18 protein-coding genes are annotated in these 22674 nt (G+C 42.0%); 12 read left to right on the top strand and 6 right to left on the bottom strand.

Translation table 11 applies throughout. The annotated features are described in order from the left end of the window. Nucleotides 1-48: 48 nt before the first annotated feature. The 3 genes from V7K53_RS33465 to V7K53_RS33455 all read left to right on the top strand — a co-directional run bounded on the left by V7K53_RS33465 (nt 49) and on the right by V7K53_RS33455 (nt 2329). A complete protein-coding gene (locus V7K53_RS33465; protein WP_289795818.1) occupies nt 49-576 on the top strand; it encodes a gamma carbonic anhydrase family protein in 528 nt (175 codons plus the stop codon). Nucleotides 577-795: 219 nt separating this feature from the next. Next, entirely contained in the window at nt 796-921 is a 126-nt protein-coding gene (locus V7K53_RS33460; RefSeq protein WP_099101230.1) for a photosystem II protein Y, read from the top strand. 88 nt (nt 922-1009) lie between these two features. After that, nucleotides 1010-2329: a bifunctional folylpolyglutamate synthase/dihydrofolate synthase gene (locus V7K53_RS33455; RefSeq protein WP_335201737.1), complete on the top strand. Its 1320-nt coding sequence runs from the start codon at nt 1010-1012 to the stop codon at nt 2327-2329. Between the two features lie 36 nt (nt 2330-2365). Here the strand turns inward: V7K53_RS33455 and V7K53_RS33450 are convergent, their stop codons facing one another. Next, complete coding sequence (locus V7K53_RS33450) at nt 2366-3664, bottom strand: ABC transporter substrate-binding protein (RefSeq protein WP_335201736.1); 1299 nt, start codon at nt 3662-3664, stop codon at nt 2366-2368. Between the two features lie 152 nt (nt 3665-3816). On the opposite strand from V7K53_RS33450, the gene pilM reads away from it, so the two are divergent. From pilM to V7K53_RS33415, 7 genes are all read left to right on the top strand, one after another. After that, a complete protein-coding gene (gene pilM / locus V7K53_RS33445; RefSeq protein ID WP_335201735.1) occupies nt 3817-4923 on the top strand; it encodes a type IV pilus biogenesis protein PilM in 1107 nt (368 codons plus the stop codon). A gap of 4 nt (nt 4924-4927) precedes the next feature. Continuing rightward, nucleotides 4928-5704, top strand: coding sequence for a PilN domain-containing protein (locus tag V7K53_RS33440; protein WP_335201734.1), 777 nt, complete (start codon nt 4928-4930; stop codon nt 5702-5704). Next, nucleotides 5701-6465, top strand: a complete 765-nt coding sequence (locus V7K53_RS33435; RefSeq protein WP_335201733.1) for a pilus assembly protein PilO — start codon at nt 5701-5703, stop codon at nt 6463-6465. The genes V7K53_RS33440 and V7K53_RS33435 overlap by 4 nt, the downstream gene beginning before the upstream one ends. A 251-nt stretch (nt 6466-6716) precedes the next feature. Continuing rightward, a complete protein-coding gene (locus tag V7K53_RS33430; protein WP_335201732.1) occupies nt 6717-8900 on the top strand; it encodes an AMIN domain-containing protein in 2184 nt (727 codons plus the stop codon). A gap of 811 nt (nt 8901-9711) precedes the next feature. Continuing rightward, nucleotides 9712-9996, top strand: a complete 285-nt coding sequence (locus V7K53_RS33425) for an HU family DNA-binding protein (RefSeq protein ID WP_010998076.1) — start codon at nt 9712-9714, stop codon at nt 9994-9996. A 26-nt stretch (nt 9997-10022) separates the two neighbouring features. After that, on the top strand, nt 10023-11126 hold the full coding sequence (cobD, locus tag V7K53_RS33420; protein WP_335201730.1) for a threonine-phosphate decarboxylase CobD: 1104 nt from the start codon (nt 10023-10025) through the stop codon (nt 11124-11126). Between the two features lie 100 nt (nt 11127-11226). After that, a complete protein-coding gene (locus V7K53_RS33415; RefSeq protein ID WP_335201729.1) occupies nt 11227-12678 on the top strand; it encodes a dihydrolipoyl dehydrogenase family protein in 1452 nt (483 codons plus the stop codon). A gap of 283 nt (nt 12679-12961) precedes the next feature. On the opposite strand, the gene V7K53_RS33410 is transcribed toward V7K53_RS33415, so the two are convergent. The 4 genes from V7K53_RS33410 to V7K53_RS33395 form a co-directional block, all read right to left on the bottom strand. Continuing rightward, nucleotides 12962-13483 carry a hypothetical protein gene (locus tag V7K53_RS33410; RefSeq protein ID WP_335201728.1) on the bottom strand — a complete coding sequence of 174 codons (522 nt, stop codon included), beginning with the start codon at nt 13481-13483 and terminating at the stop codon, nt 12962-12964. A 159-nt stretch (nt 13484-13642) separates the two neighbouring features. After that, nucleotides 13643-14236: a DUF4360 domain-containing protein gene (locus V7K53_RS33405; RefSeq protein ID WP_335201727.1), complete on the bottom strand. Its 594-nt coding sequence runs from the start codon at nt 14234-14236 to the stop codon at nt 13643-13645. A gap of 652 nt (nt 14237-14888) precedes the next feature. Beyond that, on the bottom strand, nt 14889-15626 hold the full coding sequence (locus V7K53_RS33400) for a diacylglycerol/polyprenol kinase family protein (RefSeq protein ID WP_335201726.1): 738 nt from the start codon (nt 15624-15626) through the stop codon (nt 14889-14891). Between the two features lie 77 nt (nt 15627-15703). Further along, a complete protein-coding gene (locus V7K53_RS33395) occupies nt 15704-17431 on the bottom strand; it encodes a DUF3685 domain-containing protein (RefSeq protein ID WP_335201828.1) in 1728 nt (575 codons plus the stop codon). Nucleotides 17432-17573: 142 nt separating this feature from the next. On the opposite strand from V7K53_RS33395, the gene V7K53_RS33390 reads away from it, so the two are divergent. After that, nucleotides 17574-20573 carry a pentapeptide repeat-containing protein gene (locus V7K53_RS33390; protein ID WP_335201725.1) on the top strand — a complete coding sequence of 1000 codons (3000 nt, stop codon included), beginning with the start codon at nt 17574-17576 and terminating at the stop codon, nt 20571-20573. A 94-nt stretch (nt 20574-20667) separates the two neighbouring features. Here the strand turns inward: V7K53_RS33390 and V7K53_RS33385 are convergent, their stop codons facing one another. Next, nucleotides 20668-21114, bottom strand: a complete 447-nt coding sequence (locus V7K53_RS33385) for a Fur family transcriptional regulator (RefSeq protein WP_335201724.1) — start codon at nt 21112-21114, stop codon at nt 20668-20670. Nucleotides 21115-21797: 683 nt separating this feature from the next. On the opposite strand from V7K53_RS33385, the gene V7K53_RS33380 reads away from it, so the two are divergent. Continuing rightward, on the top strand, nt 21798-22268 hold the full coding sequence (locus V7K53_RS33380) for a CRR6 family NdhI maturation factor (protein WP_335201826.1): 471 nt from the start codon (nt 21798-21800) through the stop codon (nt 22266-22268). Nucleotides 22269-22674: the final 406 nt, after the last annotated feature.

Here is a 22674-nt window from a genome sequence, read left to right as displayed (position 1 = left end):
AGGTTGGAGTTTCTCCAGTGTTCCTGGGTACCATATTCATATTCTATCGTGTCTACCGCTTCTTACTGGACATCTCCTGATTTTTCTCAAGCTGCCTTCATTGCGAGCAATGCTGTTGTTATGGGTTCGGTAAATATAGCAACAGGAGTGAGCATTTGGTATGGAGCAGTGGTTAGGGGAGATGTAGAACGAATTGAAATTGGCGAATGCACAAATATTCAGGATGGTGCAATTTTACATGGTGATGCTGGTTTTCCAACAATCTTAGAAGATCATGTTACCGTAGGGCATCGCGCTGTAGTACATTCTGCTTACATTGAGCGTGGAAGTTTGATTGGCATTGGCGCAGTGATTTTAGACGGGGTACGAGTGGGCGCTGGTAGCATTATTGGTGCTGGCGCAGTGGTAACTAAAAATGTACCGCCTTTGTCTTTAGTTGTCGGTATTCCAGGTAAAGTATTACGGCAAGTAACAGATGTTGAAGCCGCAGAACTGATTGAACACGCTAAACGTTATCAAAAGTTAGCTTTAGTTCATGCTGGTAAGGGTACTGATATTGGTTTTAGCAAGGCTTAGGGAGTAGGGAGCAGGGGGGCAGAGGAGCAGACGAAGCAGGGGAGCAGGGGAAACTGGGGAAGAAGAAATATTAGCCCATGCCCAATGCCCAATGCCCAATGCCCCATAATTTAAACATTCTTTACATTTGTATTTGGAAAAATTGCCCACTTCAGCTAAAAATAAAAATGAGAGCTGTTGACAAAACTTTAATTTCTACTTAAGAGAGGGGTTCTAGATATGGATATCGATTTTCGTATAGCGATCGTTTTAGCACCAGTTGTTATTGCCGCTAGCTGGGCAGTGTTTAATATTGGCGCTGCGGCTTTAAGACAAATTCAAGGCTTTTTGGATAGAGAAGCTTAAATTCATTAATTGGGCATGGGGCATTGGGCATTGATTATTCCCCTTGTCCCCTTGTCCCCTTTGTCCCCTTGTCCCCTACTCCCATTCCTTGGATATCGATTCTGTAATACAACCCCTTCAACGCTTTGGTGTCCATTTGGGACTTGATCGCATTGTCAATCTATTGGCAAATCTCGGCAATCCCCATCACCAAGTCCCGGTAATTCATGTTGCTGGCACTAATGGCAAAGGTTCAGTCTGTGCCTATCTTTCATCGGTACTCACTGAGGCTGGTTATCGTACAGGACGCTACACTTCCCCCCATTTAGTTGATTGGACGGAACGTATTTGTCTGAATGAACAGCCAATTTCCTCTGAGGAATTAAGCCAATTATTAGAAAAAGTCCAAGCGGTTATTCGTGCTGGTGACGAATCGGCAACCCAGTTTGAAGTAATTACGGCAGCTGCTTGGTTATATTTTGCCCAACAACAAGTTGATGTGGCTGTGGTAGAAGTCGGACTAGGAGGGCGCTTAGATGCAACCAATGTCTGCTTGGAACCTTTAGTTACGCTCATTACCTCCATTAGCCGCGAACACTGGCAGCAACTTGGCCCTACCGTCGCTGATATTGCTAGAGAAAAAGCAGGTATTCTTAAACCTGGATGCCCTGTTGTGGTTGGGCCATTACCACCAGAGGCAGAGAAAGTGGTGCGATCGCGTGCCTTAGAATTACAATGTCCAACTTTTACACCTCAACCTGCCCGTGAAATCTCTACAGGATGGGCAGAGTATGAAACAATTCAAAATTCAAAATTCAAAATTCAAAATTTCAAATTAATTAAATACCCTTTGCCGTTAGCTGGACAGATTCAGTTAATTAATTCAGCTTTGGCTTTAGCCGCTTTAGAAATTCTTCAACAACAGGGTTGGGAGATTTCAGAAGAAGCCATAACTAAGGGTATGGCCAAAACTAAATGGCCGGGGCGGATGCAATGGACTACTTGGAAAAACCATAAATTATTACTTGATGGCGCTCATAATACCGCCGCTGCCCAAGTTCTCCGCCAATATGTTGATAGCTTAGACGCAGTTAACCCCAAGCCAGTCAATTGGGTTATGGGAATGTTTGCCGATAAGGATCATACTGATATTTTTACTGCATTACTGCGATCAGGCGATCGCCTTTATTTAGTGCCAATACCAGTAGAACCTTGGCCCGGTAGAACTTCTGCGGATCTAGACTACTTATCAAATCTAGCTTACAGCCTCTGTCCTGAATTAAGCGATCGCCAAATCCATCCAGATTTATTCACAGCACTAGAAGCCGCAACCTCAACCACCACCACAGACGATTTAATCGTTTTGTGTGGTTCCCTTTATCTAGTAGGAGATTTTTTATCAACCACCAATATAATTCGTAAATCATAATTACGAATTACGAATTACGAATTACGAATTACGAATTTATCTGTTGTTCCACTCTTGCGCCGCATCTTCTACGGCTTTATCTACAGTTTTTTGGTTTAACATTGCTGCTTGTAAGTTTTCGTAAACAGCCTTTTGCAGTTTATTAAAATCCTTCAAAGTAGGGGTTAATATTTCTGCCTGTTGCAGTTGTTGAGCAGTAATAACTCGCGCTTTTTCTACTGTTGAAGCATTAGCTGGAACATCTTTAAAATAAGTATCAGACAATGCTTTGATCGTAGAAGGTAGGACATTTGCAGCTTTAGCAAAGGCTAACTGATTTTCGTCATTGGTGACAAATAAAGCAAATTTCACAGCGCCATCTGGTTGTTTGCTATCGCGGGGAATAACTATGTTCATCACTGCGACATTTTTCTTACCTGTGTCACCAGTAAGTTGAGGTGCTATTTCTGAAGCTTGAGCAATTTTTGGGGCATTATTAGCGATCGTTTTCAAGAACTCTGGCCCAGAAGCTAGAAACGCAGTCTCTCCAGATTGGTATAAATCGATCGCGTGGCGATGTCCTTGGGTTAAAGCCTCTTTGGGAAGCAAACCTTTTTTATACAAGTCTACCCAATACTGAAACGCGGCTTTCCCTGGTGCTGAATTAAACGCTGCTTTACCCTCAGCATCTATTAAGGTGACTCCCATTTGCACGAAAGATTCCAGCACTTCACCAGAATCTTGCGGTACGAAAGTTACAAAAAAGGCATATTTACCCGTCTTGTCTTTAATTTGTTGTGCGGCTTGTGCCAATTCTGCGTAGGTTGCGGGGACTTTATTGATACCTGCCTGTTTTAATAAATCAGTGTTATAAATGGTTAACCGTGTGGTGAGATACCAGGGAATCCCAAAACTCTTACCATTAAGCGTGCTTGCTTTCCAGATATTCGGCAGATAGGAGGAACGTACATCATTTGGGACTTTTGCATCTAAATCTAACCAGGCATTTCGTCCGGCAAGTTGGGAAGCAAAACCCGGATTTAAGTTAACTACATCAGGTGGCGTTTTTGCGGAGACAGCTGTTAATATTTTGTTCTCCATTGCTGCCCAAGGTACATCAACCCAGTTGATCTTTATACCTGGATTTTGCGATTCAAAATTCGCAATTAGGCTTTTGAAGTAGTCGGTAAATTGAGGTTGGAGTTGCATTGTCCAAAACTCAACAGTTCCCGCTCCTGAAGTAGCTTGTTTTGTACTTGTATTAACATTACCTGTACTGCAACTTACAATCCAACTGGTTAATAAGCCAAGCAGTACAAAAGCAACAAGCTGTTTAAATTTTCGCAATTGAATCATTTTCCCAGTATTTTTACGCTTGATCGGTGTGAAAAGCTTAGACAGAATTGTTGAGATTATAGGCTAAATAAATTACCCGTAAAGACGTAATATATAACGCCTTTACTGCAACAAATTTAAATTTTCAATTTAGCAGTCCAGCGGGCACAACTGTGGTAAAAAGCTTCAATAGTCTGTTTGGCAAATCGAAAAAAGGGGTAGGCATTGAACTTGCTCCCGAACGGGTGAATGTTGTTCAGCTACGCAAGCAGGGTCAAGGCTTGAAACTAGAAATCTATACATCGGTAGCAGTTCCAGAAGGGATAGTTACCGATGGTCAAATCAGCGACCCTCCAGCAATGGCGCAATTAATCCAGCAAGCGCTAGCTGAAAGCAAAATCAAAACTTCTCATGTTGCTACTGGTGTACCAGGACGAGATTCTATCGTTCGGATTATACCAGTGCCAGCAGAGTTAGACGACAAAGAACTGCGAGAAATGGTGCTGAACCATGAAGCAGGTTTGTATTTACCCTATCCTCGTGAAGAGGCTGATGTAGATTATCAGAAACTTGGGTATTTTGTAGATGAAGATGGCATTGAAAAAGTACACGTACTCCTAGTGGCCACCCGCAAGGAGATCACGGATACCTATATAAGTACCTTCGAGCAGGCAGGATTACAAATTGATGTTTTAGAAATTAACAGTTTTGCTCTGATTCGGACTATTCGCGAACAACTGCGACAATTTGGTCCGCAAGAAGCAGCAGTGCTTGTTGATATCGAGTTTGACAGTACAGAAATCGCCATCATCGTTAACGGAGTGCCGCAATTTTCGCGCACAGTCCCCATCGGGACTTATCAAATGCAAACTGCCTTAGCAAGGGCAATGAGCTTACCTACATCACGAGACATGCAACTGTTACACGGAATGGTTATTCCTGCAACTCCCATAGACGGCGGTAAAACTGGCGTTACCGAACTCGATCCTGGCATGGCTGCCATATTGAGAGTCTTGGGAGAACTAACGGATGAACTGCGCCGTTCCATCGATTTTTACCTAAATCAAAGTGAAAATTTGGAGGTAGCGCAGATTTTATTAGCTGGCCCAGGAGGTGGACTTCAACAGCTAGATGAATTTTTTACCCAACGATTGAGTTTGCCAACTACCCAAATAGATCCAATCGGGTCTTTAGCTTTGGAAGTTGACACTGATAAATATCCACAGGTACAACGCTCTGGCTTGGCGATCGTACTAGGTCTAGGAATGCGGGAGGTGTAATAAAATGTACAGCCTAGATGTTAACTTTCTTAAAGACCGCCCAGCATACCAGAAAAAGCCAGAGAAACAAGGAGGAATAGCCCTAAAATTCCCTACGGGGGATTTGACACTACTGTATGCGGGAGTTGCAGTAGGTATAGGTCTTCCGGTTTTATTGGGAGTTGGTTGGTGGTTGCTGCAAGGGAAGATTGTTGAATTAGATGGTCAGATTGCACAACTAGACCAAGAAAGCAAGAGGTTAGATACAGAAATAGGAAATATTAACAAAATCAAAGCCGAGACAAATGCGATTAAAGGGGAAACCCAAGCTTTAGTAACTGTATTTGACCAGATTCGTCCTTGGTCAGCAATGCTACAAGATTTGCGCGATCGCATCCCAAGCGCAGTGCAAATCGAGAACATCAAGCAAATTCCACCTATTGCGGTAGCGGCAGGTCAGCCACCAAACAATCCCGCAGGAGGATTAGAAATTAACGGATTGGCTCGTTCTTTTAATGATGTCAATGATTTCTTATTGAGTTTACAACAGTCTCAGTTTTTAAAGCCCACAGAAACCAGAATTCTCACAGCAACGTTAGTAGAGGCTCCCTTAACACCAAGTGCGAGTCAATCTTCTACTGATGTAATTATTAAGCCACCTCAAGTAGTTAAATACACTATTCAATCGAGCATGAACGACGTTCCAGCGTCGGAATTAATTCGAGAGTTAGAAAAAAAAGGCACAGTGGGGTTAGTAACTCGAATTCGTAATATGCAACAAACAGGAGTCATTTCAAAATGACGCTGAGTGATGATTTAAATTTTGCCGAACAAGGTGGGGAATTCGATCAGGCAGCGCCAGCCGCACCTGTGGTATTTGGTATCGCCTTCACACCAAAAATTATTGGGATCTTGGTGGGGGTAATTGGTTTAGCGGGAGCAGGTTATATATTATTAAACCTGCTGATGCCAGCTTGGGAAAGCTATCAGCAACAGCAAGCCAAAAGCTCTGAACTGCAAGCGCAAATTGAGCAAAAAAAAGCCAATATCAAACAGATTGACAAAGTTAAAGACGAACTAGCACAGGCAAAGCAGCAAAAAGTTCAGGTTTTAAGTTTATTTGCTAACGAAAAAACCTTAGATACATTACTGTTGGATTTGAACCGCTTAATTGAGTCTGGCAATAGTGCAACTTCTATTAATGCAGTAAGAGCCAAACTGAAAAAATATGTGCCTATTTCCCAAAAACCAGAACCGATTGTCGATGGAAGTTTAGGAGTAGGGGTTGATGGCAAGCTGCAACGCAGTACTATCAGCGCTGAGATTACAGCAACTTATGAACAAACACAATCGATAATTCGTAACATTGAGCGGTTACAGCCTTTGTTAATAGTTAAAGATTATCAAGCAACTTTGGCTCCAGCAGAGACAAGATCCCCATTAGATAAAACGCCGATGCAGGTAGGCCCAGCAGCGATTAATACATCATTCCAGTTACAGGTATTGATGCCACTTAGTCCAGAAGAAATAGCCGCAGCAGCGAAAGCTGCCCCGAAAAAGTAGTCAAATCAGAGCTAGGACGAATAGAATTCGCAGCTATACAAGCGTAGACAAAGCCTTCCCGCAGACTAAGAAAAAATTGAGGGTTTTGAAACTCGCGTTCGCCCTTGGCGTTCCCGTAGGGTAGGTGGGTAAAGTCTTGTGTAGTCAAGCCAGACGCCAATGGGGTTTCCCCATAAGCAATTGGCGTGTGGTTTCTAACCGCCTACTCAAAATTGTTTGTAAACAAGGTTTTATAAGGTGAGGAATGAACTGTGAAACAGTTTCACGGTAATAGTTTTATTTTAGGTACTGCCGCTTTTGTATTTTTGGCGGCTCAACCAGTTTGGGCACAAATTAGTCAAGTTACTGATGTCCAGTTAAATCCCGTTAATGGTGGAATTAGCCTCGCTTTGAAAACTTCTTCTGGGTCGCGCCCCCAAGTTTTCACTACAAAAAGAGGCAAGGCTTTAGTCGCTGATGTTATCAACACTCAATTACGTTTACCACAAGGTAATAGTTTTCGTCAAGATAACCCAGCACCAGGAATTGCCTCTGTTGAAGTTAGTCAGCTTGATGCTAATAGCATTCGGGTGACGGTAACTGGCAGCAACAATGCACCAGGCAGTCAACCCGTGATGCGATCGCCAAATGGAATTACACTCAGTTTTAGCCCTTCAACAGGCACTACAGCATCAGCACCAACGCCAACAGCCCCAACAACCCCAACATCCACAGCACCACCTGTTACTACTCCAGCTCCAGCCCAACCTGGTCAAAATCCAGGTGTTCTCGTTCCTAACCCGCAAGTCACCATTGACGGACAACCTGCACAAGCTGCTGGGCCAGGTCAACCTCTGAGTCAGGCTCCACCTTTCTTACCTAGAGCCGTCGCCCCACCAGTGGGAGATATTGCTATTTCGGCTACCGATGCTTCTCCTAGCACCGTTGACTTAGCAACTCAGGAACGTGTACCTCGTCTAGTACTGCGAGATGCCCCAGTACGTGAGGTTTTGTCATTACTTGCTCGTGCTGCTGGTTTGAACCTGGCTTACGTAGGAGGTGAGCAAGGTGGTGGAGGTCAGCCAGGTGGCGGTGCTAATGCACCAGCAGTTTCTCAAACAATCTCGCTAGATATAGAAAATGAGCCAGTGCAAGATGTATTTAACTACGTTTTGCGCCTGAGTGGTTTAGAAGCTAACCGTAGTGGTCGTACAGTTTTTGTCGGGGCTAAATTACCTAATGCAACGCGTGATATGGTTATGCGTAGTATTCGACTAAATCAGGTCACGGTGGGAACCGCTCTGAATTTTTTGGTTGGCTTAGGAGCAGAAAGTGCCGTCAGCCGCGAACGACAAGTTACCAGTGTTAGTGCCGTAGCGGTGGGTAATACGGCTGCTCCCATCACCCAAACTCAAACGACCACGGAAACCAGACTGGAAACCCAACGCGCTAGTTTTCAAGACTCTAGTCCATTACTAAGAGGTTTACAGGCATTAGGAGACGAGCGCACTAATTCCCTGACTTTAATTGGCCCTCCTAGACTGATTGAGATTGCGATGGCTCAACTAACTCAGCTAGATATCCGCCGTCGTCAAGTGGTAGTCAACGTCAAGATTATTGATGTCAACCTCTCGAATATTCAAGACTACAACACGAGCTTTTCTTTTGGGGTTGGTAACAATTACTTTAGCAATGATGGTGGTGTTGCATCTCTGAATTTTGGCGGTGCTAGACCAGCTACTAGCGATGAAGCAAGAAATAGCTTGACTAGTACACCGATCATCAATAATGTCGCTAGCACTATTACATCACCATATCGGTTTACCAAAAGTCTTCTCGCTAGTTTGAAGGCTCAGGTTACAAATGGCAATGCCAAAATTTTGACCGACCCAACCTTAATTGTGCAAGAAGGTCAGCAAGCTCTGGTGAATCTGACTCAAGAAGTAGTGGGAAATATAACCCTCGAAACAACGGATACTTCTGGTGGTTCTAGGACAGAAAGAACAATTGAGAAACAAAAAGTTGGCTTAACCTTGAGTGTAAAAATTGATCGGATTGACGATAATGGGTTCGTTTCTCTATCGGTTGCTCCTACTGTCAGCGCTCCTTCCGCCTCACAAGATACAGGAAATGGACAAATTATTTTAGTGTCTGAGCGCTCTCTTACTTCTGGCTTAATTCGCTTACGAGATGGTCAGACACTAATCCTAAGTGGTATTATTCAAGATCAAGATCGGACAGCTGTCTCCAAAATTCCTATCTTAGGCGATCTTCCACTAATTGGTTCGCTATTTAGAAGCACAAACCGACAGAACCAGCGTCAAGAGGTGATTGTGTTACTCACACCTCAGATTATGGACGACTCAGAGAACTCCTCCTACGGCTATAACTATGCCCCTAGCCCTGAAGTGCGGCAAATCCTTGAGCGTCGTGGGTTGAAGGTTCCTGGCAGGTAATAAAGACGATAAGCAGGTGAGTTAACTCTGCTAAAGGCTCAGATACCCGACTTCTTAAAGAAGCCGGGTATCTTCTTTTTTAGGAGTAGGTTTAAGTTTAAATGTCATTCTAGAATAAAACTACCCAATTACAACAGAAGTAACAGTAGTGGGTGAATACTAATGATTTCAGAACAAGAGTTATTAACAAAGTGGCGTTCTCTTCCACAAGAAAAACAAGAAATCGCCACCATAAATGTTAAGAAAGATGTGACTAATGGATAGCCTTGTAGCAGAGAAGCTTTAATTTTTACCCCTTCCCTACTAAAGAAGCTTGCATGGGGTTAAATTTCGCATTGGATTTTCCACATCAGATGAAAAGTGAGTAAAATCCCCGACTTTTTAGAGAAATCGGGAATCTGAGCCTTCAATTTCGATAAAAATTGCTTAATCTCAGCAATAACTCTTCAACATCGGTAATGAATGCCAACAAACATTGACCATCTCCCACCTTCCCACTCCCCTGTTTTCTTTGTAATTGCGGGATTTACTAGGTATTTTTTCCTACTTTTGGGGTGGTTTTTAGTGGAACAAGTACTCTAAAATTACAAAAAATCCTGAAATCTATATAAATTAATGGTTTCATCTATCCACATCAGGCTACAACACCTTAGAATGATTCATTGAAAAGTCGAGCCGATGGGATGTACAGCCGTTTTGAGAAAAATACTCCCAAAGGATGATTTTTGTATTTCCGCAAGCAAACATTTCAGTATAAATGTATTATTTTACATCCGTACTGAAATTTCAAATAAACCTTCAGGAGTTTGACATGAACAAAGGTGAATTAGTTGATGCCGTAGCTGAAAAGGCTAGTGTTACCAAGAAACAAGCGGATGCAGTCTTAACTGCCGCTTTGGAAACAATTATTGAAGCGGTTTCCTCTGGTGATAAGGTGACATTGGTGGGATTTGGCTCATTTGAATCACGGGAACGTAAAGCCCGTGAAGGTCGCAACCCGAAAACAAATGAAAAAATGGAAATTCCAGCGACAAGGGTTCCTGCTTTCTCCGCAGGAAAACTGTTTAGAGAAAAGGTAGCACCCCCAAAAGCATAGGTTCTGTCTTCGGGAACCCTTTTTTAATGCGGCAACCTGCACACGGGGGAAATTTAGCCTGGGCAGCAGCACTGGCTGGCTGTCCCCCTGATGCTATTCTGGATTTTTCTGCTAGCATCAGCCCGTTGGGGCCTCCAAATAGCGCGCTCGCTGCTATTAAGTCCCAAATTGGTAATCTTAAGCACTATCCAGACCCAAACTATAGTGAACTGAGACTAGCTCTCAGTCACTTCCATCACTTGCCGTCTGAGTGGATTCTGCCGGGTAACGGCTCCGCAGAATTACTCACTTTAATCGGTAGGGAATTAGCTCAATTAGCCGCGACAATTTTAATCACTCCAGCCTTTGGCGACTACTACCGAACCTTGTCAGCGTACAACGCTAATGTGCTGGAGTGTCCCCTGATTAATTCTGAGCAACGAGTGCTGTTAGCGGAAGCGGGGCGTTTAGTCCGTGCTGAGTTACCAGTTGTACTCAGCACTCAGCACTCAGCACTCAGCACTCACTGGGGACTATTGCTGAATAATCCGCACAACCCAACCGGAAAACTATTTACACGGGACTCTATTTTGCCCTACCTGGAGCAATTTGCTTTGGTTGTGGTGGATGAAGCATTTATGGATTTCGTGCCGCCCAATGAGGAACAAAGCCTGATTCCGGTGGTGCAGGAATATCCGAATTTAGTAGTATTGCGATCGCTGACCAAATTTTACAGTCTCCCAGGACTACGATTGGGATATGCGATCGCACATCCTGACTGCCTAGCGAAATGGCAGCTATGGCGCGATCCTTGGCCTGTAAACACGCTAGCGGCAGCAGCGGCAATTGCAGCACTCCAAGATACGGAGTTTCAGCAACAAACCTGGGCATGGCTACCACCTGCACGAAACCAACTGTTTCAGGGTTTAGCTGAAATCCCAGGATTACAACCCCAAGCAAGTGCTACTAATTTTTTACTGGTTGAGTCCCAAGAATCTACTTCCCAGTTACAGCAACAATTACTCAAGTATCACCAGATTTTAATCCGCGATTGCCTTAGTTTTAAAGAACTAGGCGATCGCTTTTTCCGGGTTGCTGTACGTGAAGAGTCCGATAACCAACGCTTACTAACAGCGCTAAAAGAGAGTTAGGAGTTATAAGTTAAAAAAAGGTTTTAATTCTTAACTGCTAATTCTTAACTCCTAACTCTTAATTCTTAACTCCTAACTCCTAACTCTAATCTAAATTCACGTGACCGTTGACTACGATGTTGTAATTATTGGTAGCAGTCTTGCTGGATACTATGCTGCACTTGCTGCAACCCAACTACGTGCTACAGTTGCCCTGGTACAACCCAAAGTAGACTACGGGTTTACTCATCACCATGCTCTGGCCGAAATTGGTAAACTAGCGCAGAAGTTGAAGGATGCGGCTGGTTTTGGTATTCATGCGACACACACTGATACTTCAGAAGAATGCCATATATCTATGGCATGGCAAGAAGCGATGCTGTATGCTCAATGCGTCGCCTCAAATCTCCAAGAACATCATTCCCCAGCCATCCTAGCGGCGCAGGGAGTCGATATCATCATTGGCAGTGGTCAATTTCAATCTTCACCCCAACTGGCTTTTGCCGTTAACAATCGCCTACTACGCGCCCGTACTTATTTGCTTGCTAGTGGTTCGCGTCCAGAAATTCCTGAGATTGAAGGATTGCAAACCACTGGCTATCTAACCCTTTCTAATATTTGGCAATCTTTCCAGGGAACGACGTTACCTAAAAATTGGGTAATTATCGGTGGAATTCCCCAAAGCATTGAAATTGCTCAAACTTTAGCAAGGTTTGGTTGCAGTGTGACGCTAGTAGTCAAGCATCCTTATGTTCTTCCATATCTAGACCCTGAAATCGCCATATTGCTTCAGGCGCAGTTGGAAGTAGAAGGTGTGCGCGTCCTCACCGAAAAACCAGTAACTCAGGTGAGGCTAATTGACAATAAAAAGTGGATTCAAGCAGGAGATAAGGCCATTGAAACGGATGAAATTCTAGTGGCGACTGGACAACAGCCGAATCTTGAATCTCTAAATCTAGCAGCAGTCGGTGTGAAATGGCATCGACGTAGCTTAGTGGTGAATGATAAACTGCAAACCACTAACCATCGCATTTACGCCTGTGGTGATGTAATTGGCGGTTACGACTTTGCCAATATCGCTAATTATGAAGCAAAAATTGCCCTGAACAATGCACTATTTTTTCCTAGGTTACGAGTAAATTATCCCTCAATTCCTTGGGCAATATTTTCTGTGCCGATGCTAGCGCAAGTGGGTTTGACAGAGGCACAGGCAAAACGCCAATTTCGTCGAAATGAAGTTTTAGTTTTGCGACAATATTTTAAAACAGTGGCAGCAGCCCAACTTCGGGATGAAACCACTGGTATGTGTAAATTAATTGTGCTACGCAATGGGGAAATTTTGGGAGCTTCGATATTGGGGGCAGAAGCTGGAGAATTAATTAATTTGATTGCCTTGGCAATATCACAAAAAATTAAAGTCAAACATCTAGCAAGTTTATCTCCTGCCTATCCCAGTTTCTCAGAAATTCTGGAACGAACTGCAAGAGAGTGGAGTAAGCAAAAGTTAAATACCAACATTCCTTTGCAAGAGTTTTTAGAAGGCTTCTTCCATTTGTGCCGCAATTGGAATTAGCACTTACGCACGGAGTTGTCACTATAATAACTTAAACAAGGTACTGATATAGGACTCCGATTTGATTTCTGAAAACATCTTGAGACTGAAAAGCCTGTTTTATAAGGGTTTTATCTAAAATGTCGTTCAAAAATCAGATATGAGTCCTATATCATTACTGACTTCCACAAGGATACTGAGATACTGACTTTGCAGTTCTCGCTACCTTTGCCAATATTGACAGCTCCTTAATTGCAAACGTAACGTCATCAGAATTGGGGAGCATCCCTCAAAATTGAGCTTATTATTTTTGTTGAACTGCAAACTTTAAATCTGTCAACTCTAATTCTCCTCCGGCTGTTGTTAATACTAAATTAATACCTAAAACACTTTTTCCTGTACTTGTATAGTTAGTTGGAAGTATTTGCTTGGTCAAATCAAAATTTCTAGCATTTCCATATGTTATTTGATATGGTGTTGCTTTATCGCCAAGTAAAAATGATGTGATAGCTACTCGTGCTGGTGCTTTCTTTACTACACCTTTTATAGCTAAAGGCACGAGCCTAAATTGCTTTTGAGTATTAGAGGTATCAATTCTAATGATACATCTAGCCCTTGACGATTGTGCCTTTACAGTTATAGGAGCGCGAAGCGTAAATTGACTTATTTGCGGATTGAAACTTATATTACATCCCCTATTAACCGAAAATCGTGGCTGGTTGTTTACTGGAGCAGCAGCGCTAGATGAATTGGCATCATAACAATAGAAAAAAAACAAGCACATTAATATGAAAAAATTACGTGCATCACTTAATCTCAACATCATCTTATTCTCCATCAACAGAATATTTGTAATCTTAAAGAAGAATACCTTTAGTAGATTCAATGAGTGGTGTGTCTAAATCTCCCACTCATTGAAAACCACTAAATTTGGAATTTGGTGCGGTGTATCACCATCTATCCGCAGAATCGCTAAAAGCAACTACTAGCAACGCTTTAGGTCAAAAGAAAGTATCACATCCCCAGCATTGATATCGGCTGTATCAACGAAAATAGAACTTCCAGATGAGGATTGTGCAGTCAGATTAATACCTAATAATCCTTGTCCACCACCACTACATAAACCTGTAGCAGCTATAACAGTAATCTCATCTTGCTCCGCAAATGCCTTACTAGATGTAAACTTGCTAGTTTTAGGGGGAGCTACGGCTTGACCAAGAGCACCACCACTAAAGCTATAAGTTCTGCTTAAGCTAGTACCTTTACTCTTGCTATCAATATCAGTAGTTCCTTGGTACAGTACTTGTACATTTTGGACGATGAAACCACTTGGAATAAAAGTTTGAACGCGTAAAATACACCTTTTACGGTCACCACTGAATGCACTAAAGTTATCCAAGACGATCGATAAGCTTCTACCATCCTCTCCAACAAGTTGATCGTCAACAATACATCCACCAGACCCGATTGCATCTCCAAAAGTAATACTAGGCTCTTCAGCCAAAACCTTGGTCGCAATCACGTTGAGTCCAAGAATTGTAGATATAGACAGTAATACACCAAATTGTTTAAAGTTCATATTGATTGTACCTATGTTGCTAGAGTTGTTTTTTGATGAAAAATGCATTCAGAAGGCAGAAGGTACGAGGTATGAAGGCATCTTTGCATTAATCCCACGCTTAAAAGCATGAGATTGAAGCAAGGATGATTTGTGTCGGTGTTACATATCTCGACACAATTTTGTTCTAGTAGTGGGCAATCACCCGCAACTAGAGTTTTGATTGATACTTACAGGCTTCTGCCTTCTTCAATTGTGGGAAATCCTTTCAGGTATGCTTTGACAATTCCTGCTTAATCAGAAAATGAAGCATAACTGTGTATCGCTGGAGTTAACAGAAAGAAGATGGAAATCAGGTTACAAGATGTATTCTTGCTGTATGTCCATGTGGGGAAGATCATATAGTTGTCTCTGTCAACAAATATGTGTTCTCGATCACAGATATCTTGTGTTTACAAACACTGCCAACTTCAAAATAATAGTATTGTAGTATGAAGGAGCGGTACTCCAAAGTTAGGTGCTAAAAATTAAAGGTATAAATTACCGATTTAATAGTGCGATACCGATAGCGCAACGTTAGTGAGCCGTCGAACGTCATAGCCCGCCGCAGATATCTCAGTGAAATAGCTGTTTTTATTGAGGATCTATATTGTGAGCGACTGCAATTCTAGTCTTAGACAGGGAACGAAGTAATTGGGAGTGCCTTAAAAATTTGCATAAAAATCCAAACTACTCCCGCCGCTGTTAGAGGTACGCTGAGGTTATCTGTGCCGTGGGGCGAGACTGCCTCTGCTAGAGTTGCGAAAGTAGCAGTTACTACTGCCGTCAAAAAGACCCAACCTAAACTTAAAGGCGTTGCTAGGGGACTCAGCGACGAACCAGGTAGCAGCAACAGCACCAAGAAAATTACTACTGTACTTGCTATAAACATTGCTGCTGAACCTTCCCAGGAACGTATAGAACTTCCCACTTGGTATTTATGTTGCCCAAAACGTTTACCGATTAATGCTGCTAGTGCGTCACCCCAGGTCATTGCCATTATCCCAGCTACGGCGATCGCAACGCTATCTACTGGCCCATCTGGTCGCCACAATAGCCCGAACAGCAGTGTCACTGAGATAGCGAAATAAACTGTGCCGGGTGAGCTATCTTGGGTATCCATTGCGCCGATGATTCGGTAGCGGTAAAACAAGTAGTTCAGTCCGATAAAGGTTGCAAAAGGTATAATTCCGATTTCCCAATTCTTAAACAGTAGCAGGACTCCGAAAGCCCACATCCCTGCACCAATATGGATTACCTTGCGGGTCAAATCCGGCTTTACACCAAATAGCCTACGTAGTCCCTCGCCAATCACAAGCAGACTGATAGCGTAAACATAAGAAATTGTTAGCCCGATAAAATCATTTGTCATTTGTCATTTGTTATTTGTCATTTGTTATTTGTCATTGGGAAAAGAACTACAGAAAGCTGCCCGTCTGTGTTGCTGGTTCACTTAGGTCGATCGCTATTTCGTTTAAAGTTCTTTTCTACTGACGAAACGCTACCAATACCTTGAAGAATACCACGACCGATTAAACCTAAACCTCGACCAACTATTTGGGTAAGGATAAAAACTATACCGCTACCGAAAACAGCTAATAGTGATTTTAAACGCGGTGCGATCGCATCACTAAATTCTAGGAGCAATGTCACTACTAAGGGAATATTAGAAAGTTTTACTAACTCTTGATTTCGAGGAGCATAAACTGAAGTATTGGCAATGCCACGAGGCGCAATTACAAATAGCTCATAGCGACTTTCAAAAACTGCTTTTGGCTCATTTATATAATTTTTTAATCTATATTTCCACGACAAATCATTTCTAAACCGTTCAATTTCTCTTGTAGAAATCAATTGGCGTCCATAAAAGTTTTGCTTAATCTCTTCTACATCTGCTAAATAATTTAACAGTGGTTGCACTACTCCATTCGCTACCTGAATCAATAAGTTCTCTAAAATCATCAATACTTGAGACTTAGCTTCAGCACTCACTACTGGATAGGAGGTATTGTCAATGTTCAATTCTGTTTGAAATAATAGATAAGAATAAAACTCACAAACTAGCGGGATTTTATTGAGAATCTCTCTTTGGACAACCTCTGTATCTTGCAGCAATAAATTAACAATTTTTATGTTTTTATTAACTATTTTTAATCGAGAAAATTTTCCAAAAAAATCTGTAACTGCTGCTTGCCATAAATCATATACCAAAGTATTTCTTAGTTCATGCAATTGATTTATCTCTATTTGAGAAGTACGCAGTTCATCCAACTGTTCTGCCAATTTTTGTAGGATCAGATAAAGTAATTCTCGTTTTTTATCTTCACGAAAAATATCAATTTCTAAAGGTATATCTGTGACATTTATTAAAGGAAATTGAAGCTTAGTAACACAAGATGTAAACAAGGCAGATTGTAGGGTTCCCGGACTAAGTAAAGGTGATACGGTTTGTCTTTGTTGAATGCTTAATGAAGGAGTCACAGGTGGCTCATCAGCAAGCGGAATCTGTTCCTCTTGCCTTTCTTGTGGCGAAACCAACAACCGATTTAGCAACCAACGAGCCACTAGCAGTTCTCGCCGCTGTCCAGCTAGAATTGCTCGATCTAGTACTGGTAGTCCGGCAACTTGTAATTGTGCTGTTACTGCGGCTAGGGTAGCATCAATGTTAGCAATTCCTGACAAACGTAAATTATTTCGCAGTTTAAAGAAAGGGAGGGAAGAGGAGTTAGGAGTTGTAATTGCTTCCATGTCCTGAAACCAGTAAGAACCACCATCTGCAACTTCTTGCATGGCGACGACTAACTCAGGAAGTGGTGTACCTTTGGGGCAGTAGCCATTTACACCAACAGATTTTGCCGCCAATAGCATTCCTTGTTCTTGAATAGAACTGAGGAGTAGGATTGGTAGGTTGGGATATAAGCCTCTGAGTTGTCGACAAAATTGTAAGCCTAGCTGTTGACTGGTGGTAGAGCGACCATTACCGAATTCTAAAACTATCAAATTTACCTGGTTAGGGTCTTTTTCGGCAATTTCTGCTAGAATCTGCAAGGCAATGGTATCAGTTTCTACAACTGCGATCGCTTCCAGGTTAGGAATCGCTTCTAAAGCTACCTGTAATCCCAGACGAAAAATCGGGTCTTGGTCGATTAACAATAATTTTAAAGGGCGATCGCTCATAATCCACTCAATTAGATCGGCACTGTTTTTTACCAATCAAAAAACAACTTTGATACAAAACTTTGTCTTCCCCATTGTCACCTGTTTTCGCAAACTGATAAATCGATCATAATTGCCTTGTGCAGCCTCACTGTGTAATTAAATGAACCTGAGTATTCGGCACTGGTTGGCAGAACGCCATATCGCAATCAATCAAATCAGAGGGTTTTCTGGGGGGCAATTGGCAGGTATTGCCTACCGTATTGTTCAGGATATGGAACTCAAAAGCCTCATGCCTTTTGATCTCTGTACCTTGGTAGAGGTTTTAGAACTGCCCTTAAGTATTGTTTGGGAAGAAATCAGTGTCATTTCCCAGTTGACAGAAAAACTTTTGCGTAGCCTCAGCCAAAAAAAACCGTTAAAACGTAACGAAGGAACGTGGCTAGCATTTCAAATTGCCTATCTCCAAGCTTTGCAAGCAATTCTAGAGCAGGAAGCAAGCTTACAAAAACCGTGGTTAGACCGGGCAATTATACCCATGCAACCACACATACTTAAAGAGGACGTGGGTAAACTCATCCTCCAAGATCCGCAACTACAAGGATTGCTGAAAACTCTCAGCCCAGGTAAATTGACTGATACTCAAGCTGAACAAGCATTATCTTCGGTTGCAGATTCATTACTGGTGCAACAAATAAATAACGCTACTATCGCTTGGTTGGTTGCCAATGGTGCAGAGGAAGTGGAAGCGAAACTTCTAACACAGCGTTTAGTCAACTCACTTCCTGGTGAGATATTGGTAGTCGTCACCGAGAATGCTGCACCTTTAGCCCAACTGCAAAAATTTTTCCGTTTGGGGATTTCATTATCTCCCAGTTTCATCACCCCAGAAGTTGGTTCTACAGTCAGTGAAAAAATTGATTTGCACCGAGAACATTACCGTGCGAGTTTGATTCAAAACCTCAGTATCCCTTTGCTGATGGAATCCTTTGCTCTTAAGGATATCTATGTGCCACAAAAAGGCTTACCAATAGAGGAAAATATTTTTGAGCAAGATAAAAAAGCTGTTAAACCAGTTGATTTAAAAACATGGGCACACCAACAGCTAACTGATTTAGAAACGATCGCTGTTATTGAGTCAGAACCTGGTTATGGAAAAACTAGTTTTTGCCAGCTTTGGGCAGCACAGGTAGCACAGGAATTGTACCCTACTTGGATGCCTATAGTAATTAGGTTGCGAGATGTACAATACGGTAAAACTTTAATCGAAACTCTAAATTCTGCTTTTGGCGTTAATCTTTCAATTTGGTTAGAGCAAGAAAATCTCCCTTGTCTGTTGCTGCTGGATGGTTTGGATGAATTGCCCCATTCTGCTCAGGGTATCAGGGCACAAGCAATTTTTATTCAGCAATTACTGAACTTTCAATCTCAGCACCGCCACAAAATTCTGTTGACAAGTCGCTCAACAACATTACCAGAAATCGTCTCAGAACTACCGCTATTGTTGAGGCGAATTATTATTCAGCCATTAGATGGGGACGAACTCAAACAATGGTTTCAGCAGTGGGCAAAAGTGCAATCTTTACCCATTGCTCAAAATTTCTTTACATTGTTAAAACAGTCAGAATTATTTGCCAGCCTATCAAAGTTAAAAGAATTATCTGCCCTTGTCCGTCAACCCCTAATGCTGCATTTGTTGGGCATCTTGCACCGAGAGGGATTGCTAGATGATGAACTATTGCAGTTAGCTGCTAATACCCAAAAGTCTTTTCTGTTATGGGAAATTCATCATCGTCTGAGTCGATGGTTGTTGGGTTATCCGCTAATGGGTGGGATCAAGACGATGCTACTGCGTTCAGGAACGGCTCATATCCATCGGACTCCAGAAGCGATCGCTAATTTACTCGCCGATCGTCATCCCCAAGATTTACTTAAGCAGATGCAAGCGATCGCTCTCAAAATTTTACACTCACAGCGTCATCAAATTAATCTAGATGGTGAATTTAATACTTTACCAGCGTTTTATTTTAAAATTTGGGATGTAGAAAGCTCAGGCGAAAGCGCAGCGAAAAGTAGTTTAATTGAGTTTTCGCATCTCAAGTTAGGAGAATCTCTTTGTGCAGATGCTATTGCTGCCCAACTTAAATTTCTGACTCAGTACCAAGATGAGGTTTATGGCACGCCCACTTTTGTACTCGATCCCAGTAGCGTGGCCCAGAATATTTATAATTTACTAGGTTACGGGATAATTAGCCAAGAAATTGAAGAACTAGCGATCGCCGGATTGCGTCGCCAGCAAAAGCACAAGTTTTCGTTTGAAGTTTTGTTTCAACGTCTTTTATCTTTCTGGCGTGCTTACTGTCAAGGACGTTGGTTAGATGAGGGGATAGCCCACAACGCTTTGACTAATTTTCACGCACTGCAAAACCCTGTAAATGTTGAACAGGTGAATGCTGCGGTGGGACTGAATGTGTTTTTATTGCTTTGTGCTTGCTACCGAGAAACAAAAGTTCCATTTTGGCCTTGTGGAAATCCAGTCAATTTGACAGAATTCAATCCAGAGGTGCTGAGTCTGCTAATTGCTAGGACAACGGTTTTACATAAAAGTGCCTTCGCAACCCGAATTAAGTCTCTGTCTGGACTCAATTTATCGGGAGCCTCCTTATCGCAAGTGATGTTAACTGGGGTAAGTCTTGAGCAAACAAACTTATCTAATGCGGAGTTAATGGGGGCGAATTTGGCTGGAGCCAATTTGCAACAGGCTAACCTCGCAGGCGCAAACTTACAACACGCAAACCTCGCAGGTGCGAATCTACAACAGGCAAATCTCACGGGCGCAAACCTGCAACAGGCAAACCTGATGGGGACAAATCTTAATTCTGCCGATCTCACCAACGCCTGCTTATTTAACGCCATCCTTGCAGCGACTGACAAAAAATTAGCCGCTGATAATGGTGCTTTGTTCTCTAAAGAAATGTTTCAAAAGCTGAAACATTTGCGATCGCAGCAACCCTTCTTAAACACCGTGAAAATCACGCCAAACACAAACGTTAATTGGAACAAAACCCCTGCGATTGGACTAATTGAGAGCTGTGAAGGCGCAATTTTGTCAGCAGATTTAGATGATGATGATGTCGATGATGAGACAGTTTTTGGTAATTAATTCGATTGGGGAATAAGGTATTGGCACAAGAGGCAAAGGTGCTGAGGGGCAGAGGAGAAAAACTTACTGCAATTTCTCCCCTGCTCCCCAACCCCTACCCCTCCTGCGGATTGCGGTAGCCAAAAAAGTTAATACTGTAGTCAGTAATCCGTACTCCTGTTTCTTCTTCAATTTTGCGGATCAAATCTTCTGGTAGTTCCACATGAACATCAAGAATTTGATTTGTATCCACACAGTTTATATGACTGTGAGAGTCACTGATGTTGCCGTACAAACGCCCATCACAGCGTTCAATACATTCAATGATGCCTTGACTGGATAATGCTTCTAAATTTTGATAAACAGAGGTATGACCGATCTCTTTGCCTTGGTGGTTTAAGCGATCGTAAATCTCTCTTGCAGCAAGATGTTCATTTGCTTGCCAAAGTAATTCCAGAATAAAGCGACGTTGACGACTGACGCGCATACCCAGGATTTGACAGCGCTCAAGTGCATCTTCTAAGGAACGAATTGGTCTTGTACTAATTGTTTGTTTTTGCATATTACAGCTTGTTAACTGTTGAGGGAATTTTCCCGTCTAAATGTTTATTGGTTATTTAATATATGCAATGATATTGCACACCGCTGTCTCACCTGTACTTATGTTTTGCCTTTTGATGCTGTGAAAGTGACAGGTGGCGATTATGATTTTTTTTGCTTGTTGACGGCTACTTTGTCAGACCTTAATCTAAAACAAACTCATTACAACTTTAACTTAAAATTGCTGTAAATGTCCACCTTGGGGCAGGCATTGCCTTGCCCAAGTAGGCTAATTCTAATGGCGTACCATATTAATCGTGTAGTAATTCTTTAATTAGATGCGAGTAATTATAGCAATGATAAAAGTAACATTTAATTTTAGTAAACATCAGTGAAGTGAGTCGCGTAGGCGAGCATTTACCGCAGCCATCGCCAGTGGCTCATATCAAGGCTATTAATGGATGTATATTTGTTATAATCACCGAAAATTAAGCAAAAGTATCAAATAAATTTGAGCAAGGTCAGACTTGTGTTTAAACCTTGTATGGGTTGACGAAATTATCAGCAAAAAGTATCAGTAAATACTAATTGATTTATGAAGAAGACTTTGTGCGATCCAAAGTGAATGTAGCGTCAATGCCTGAAAGCTGCTACTGTATATTCTCGATCCTACAGTTGAGCATCAAGAAGGTGGCTGCTAAATCAATGACAATTGCGATCGCACTCAATAATGACTTCATTAACAATCTGGATCTGTCCCCTGCATCAACGGTGATTGAAAAAATGCTGCAAGATGGGGTTGCATCCCACGAACAACAGCTACGCTTTGATGTCAATTACGATCTTCAGCCTGGCGACCCACGGGAACTCTCAGAAATTCCAGAGGTGCGCCTGTGGTTTGTGCGTCTAGATGCCAAATATCCCTGGTTGGCATTTTTACTAGATTGGAAAGCTGGGGAATTTGCCCGTTATGCCGCCATGCTTGTACCACACCAGTTTAATTCACAAGAAGGTATTCAGTACAATCCTGAAGCCTTAGAAATATTTTTGATGCACAAAATCTTTATTTTAGGTGATTGGCTGAAACAGCAGGACATACCCAGCCTCTCGCGCCTAAAGTCTATGGCGCAAATTCTCGGTTATGAATTAGATAATGCTTTTTTTGAAATATTTTAAATAGCTAATAGGTGATGGAAGAATTTTGAAAAATTTTTCTTCGTTTTAGTGGACTGTGTGAAGTTATTCTGATATTGCAATATCGTTCAGTTAAGCCCTAAATCTTCTGTAGAGAAGCGTTAGCGCATTGACCGACACGAAGTATAATTTCGCGCCTCTATTTGCCGAAATCAATACCAAAAACTTAACTGAATCGTATTGACCCATAGTATATTTTGCAATATTTAAAATATTCTCTAAGGATGAAATTTTTATCTATCTAAAAAGATATTTTTTAAATTAACCATAACAAATATGCTAAGAATAGAAACCTGTTTGTTATACAGCAAATAAAACAAGTTGTATTTTATACTGTTTCGTTAAAGCGCTTTCAGTAGTTCACAATATCCTGAAAGAGTAATTTTGT

The sequence above is a fragment of the Nostoc sp. genome (assembly GCF_036917355.1).
Taxonomy (GTDB): Bacteria; Cyanobacteriota; Cyanobacteriia; order Cyanobacteriales; family Nostocaceae; genus Nostoc.
Note: the sequence above shows the minus strand (reverse complement) of the source record. Positions and strands in the feature narration are given on the sequence as shown.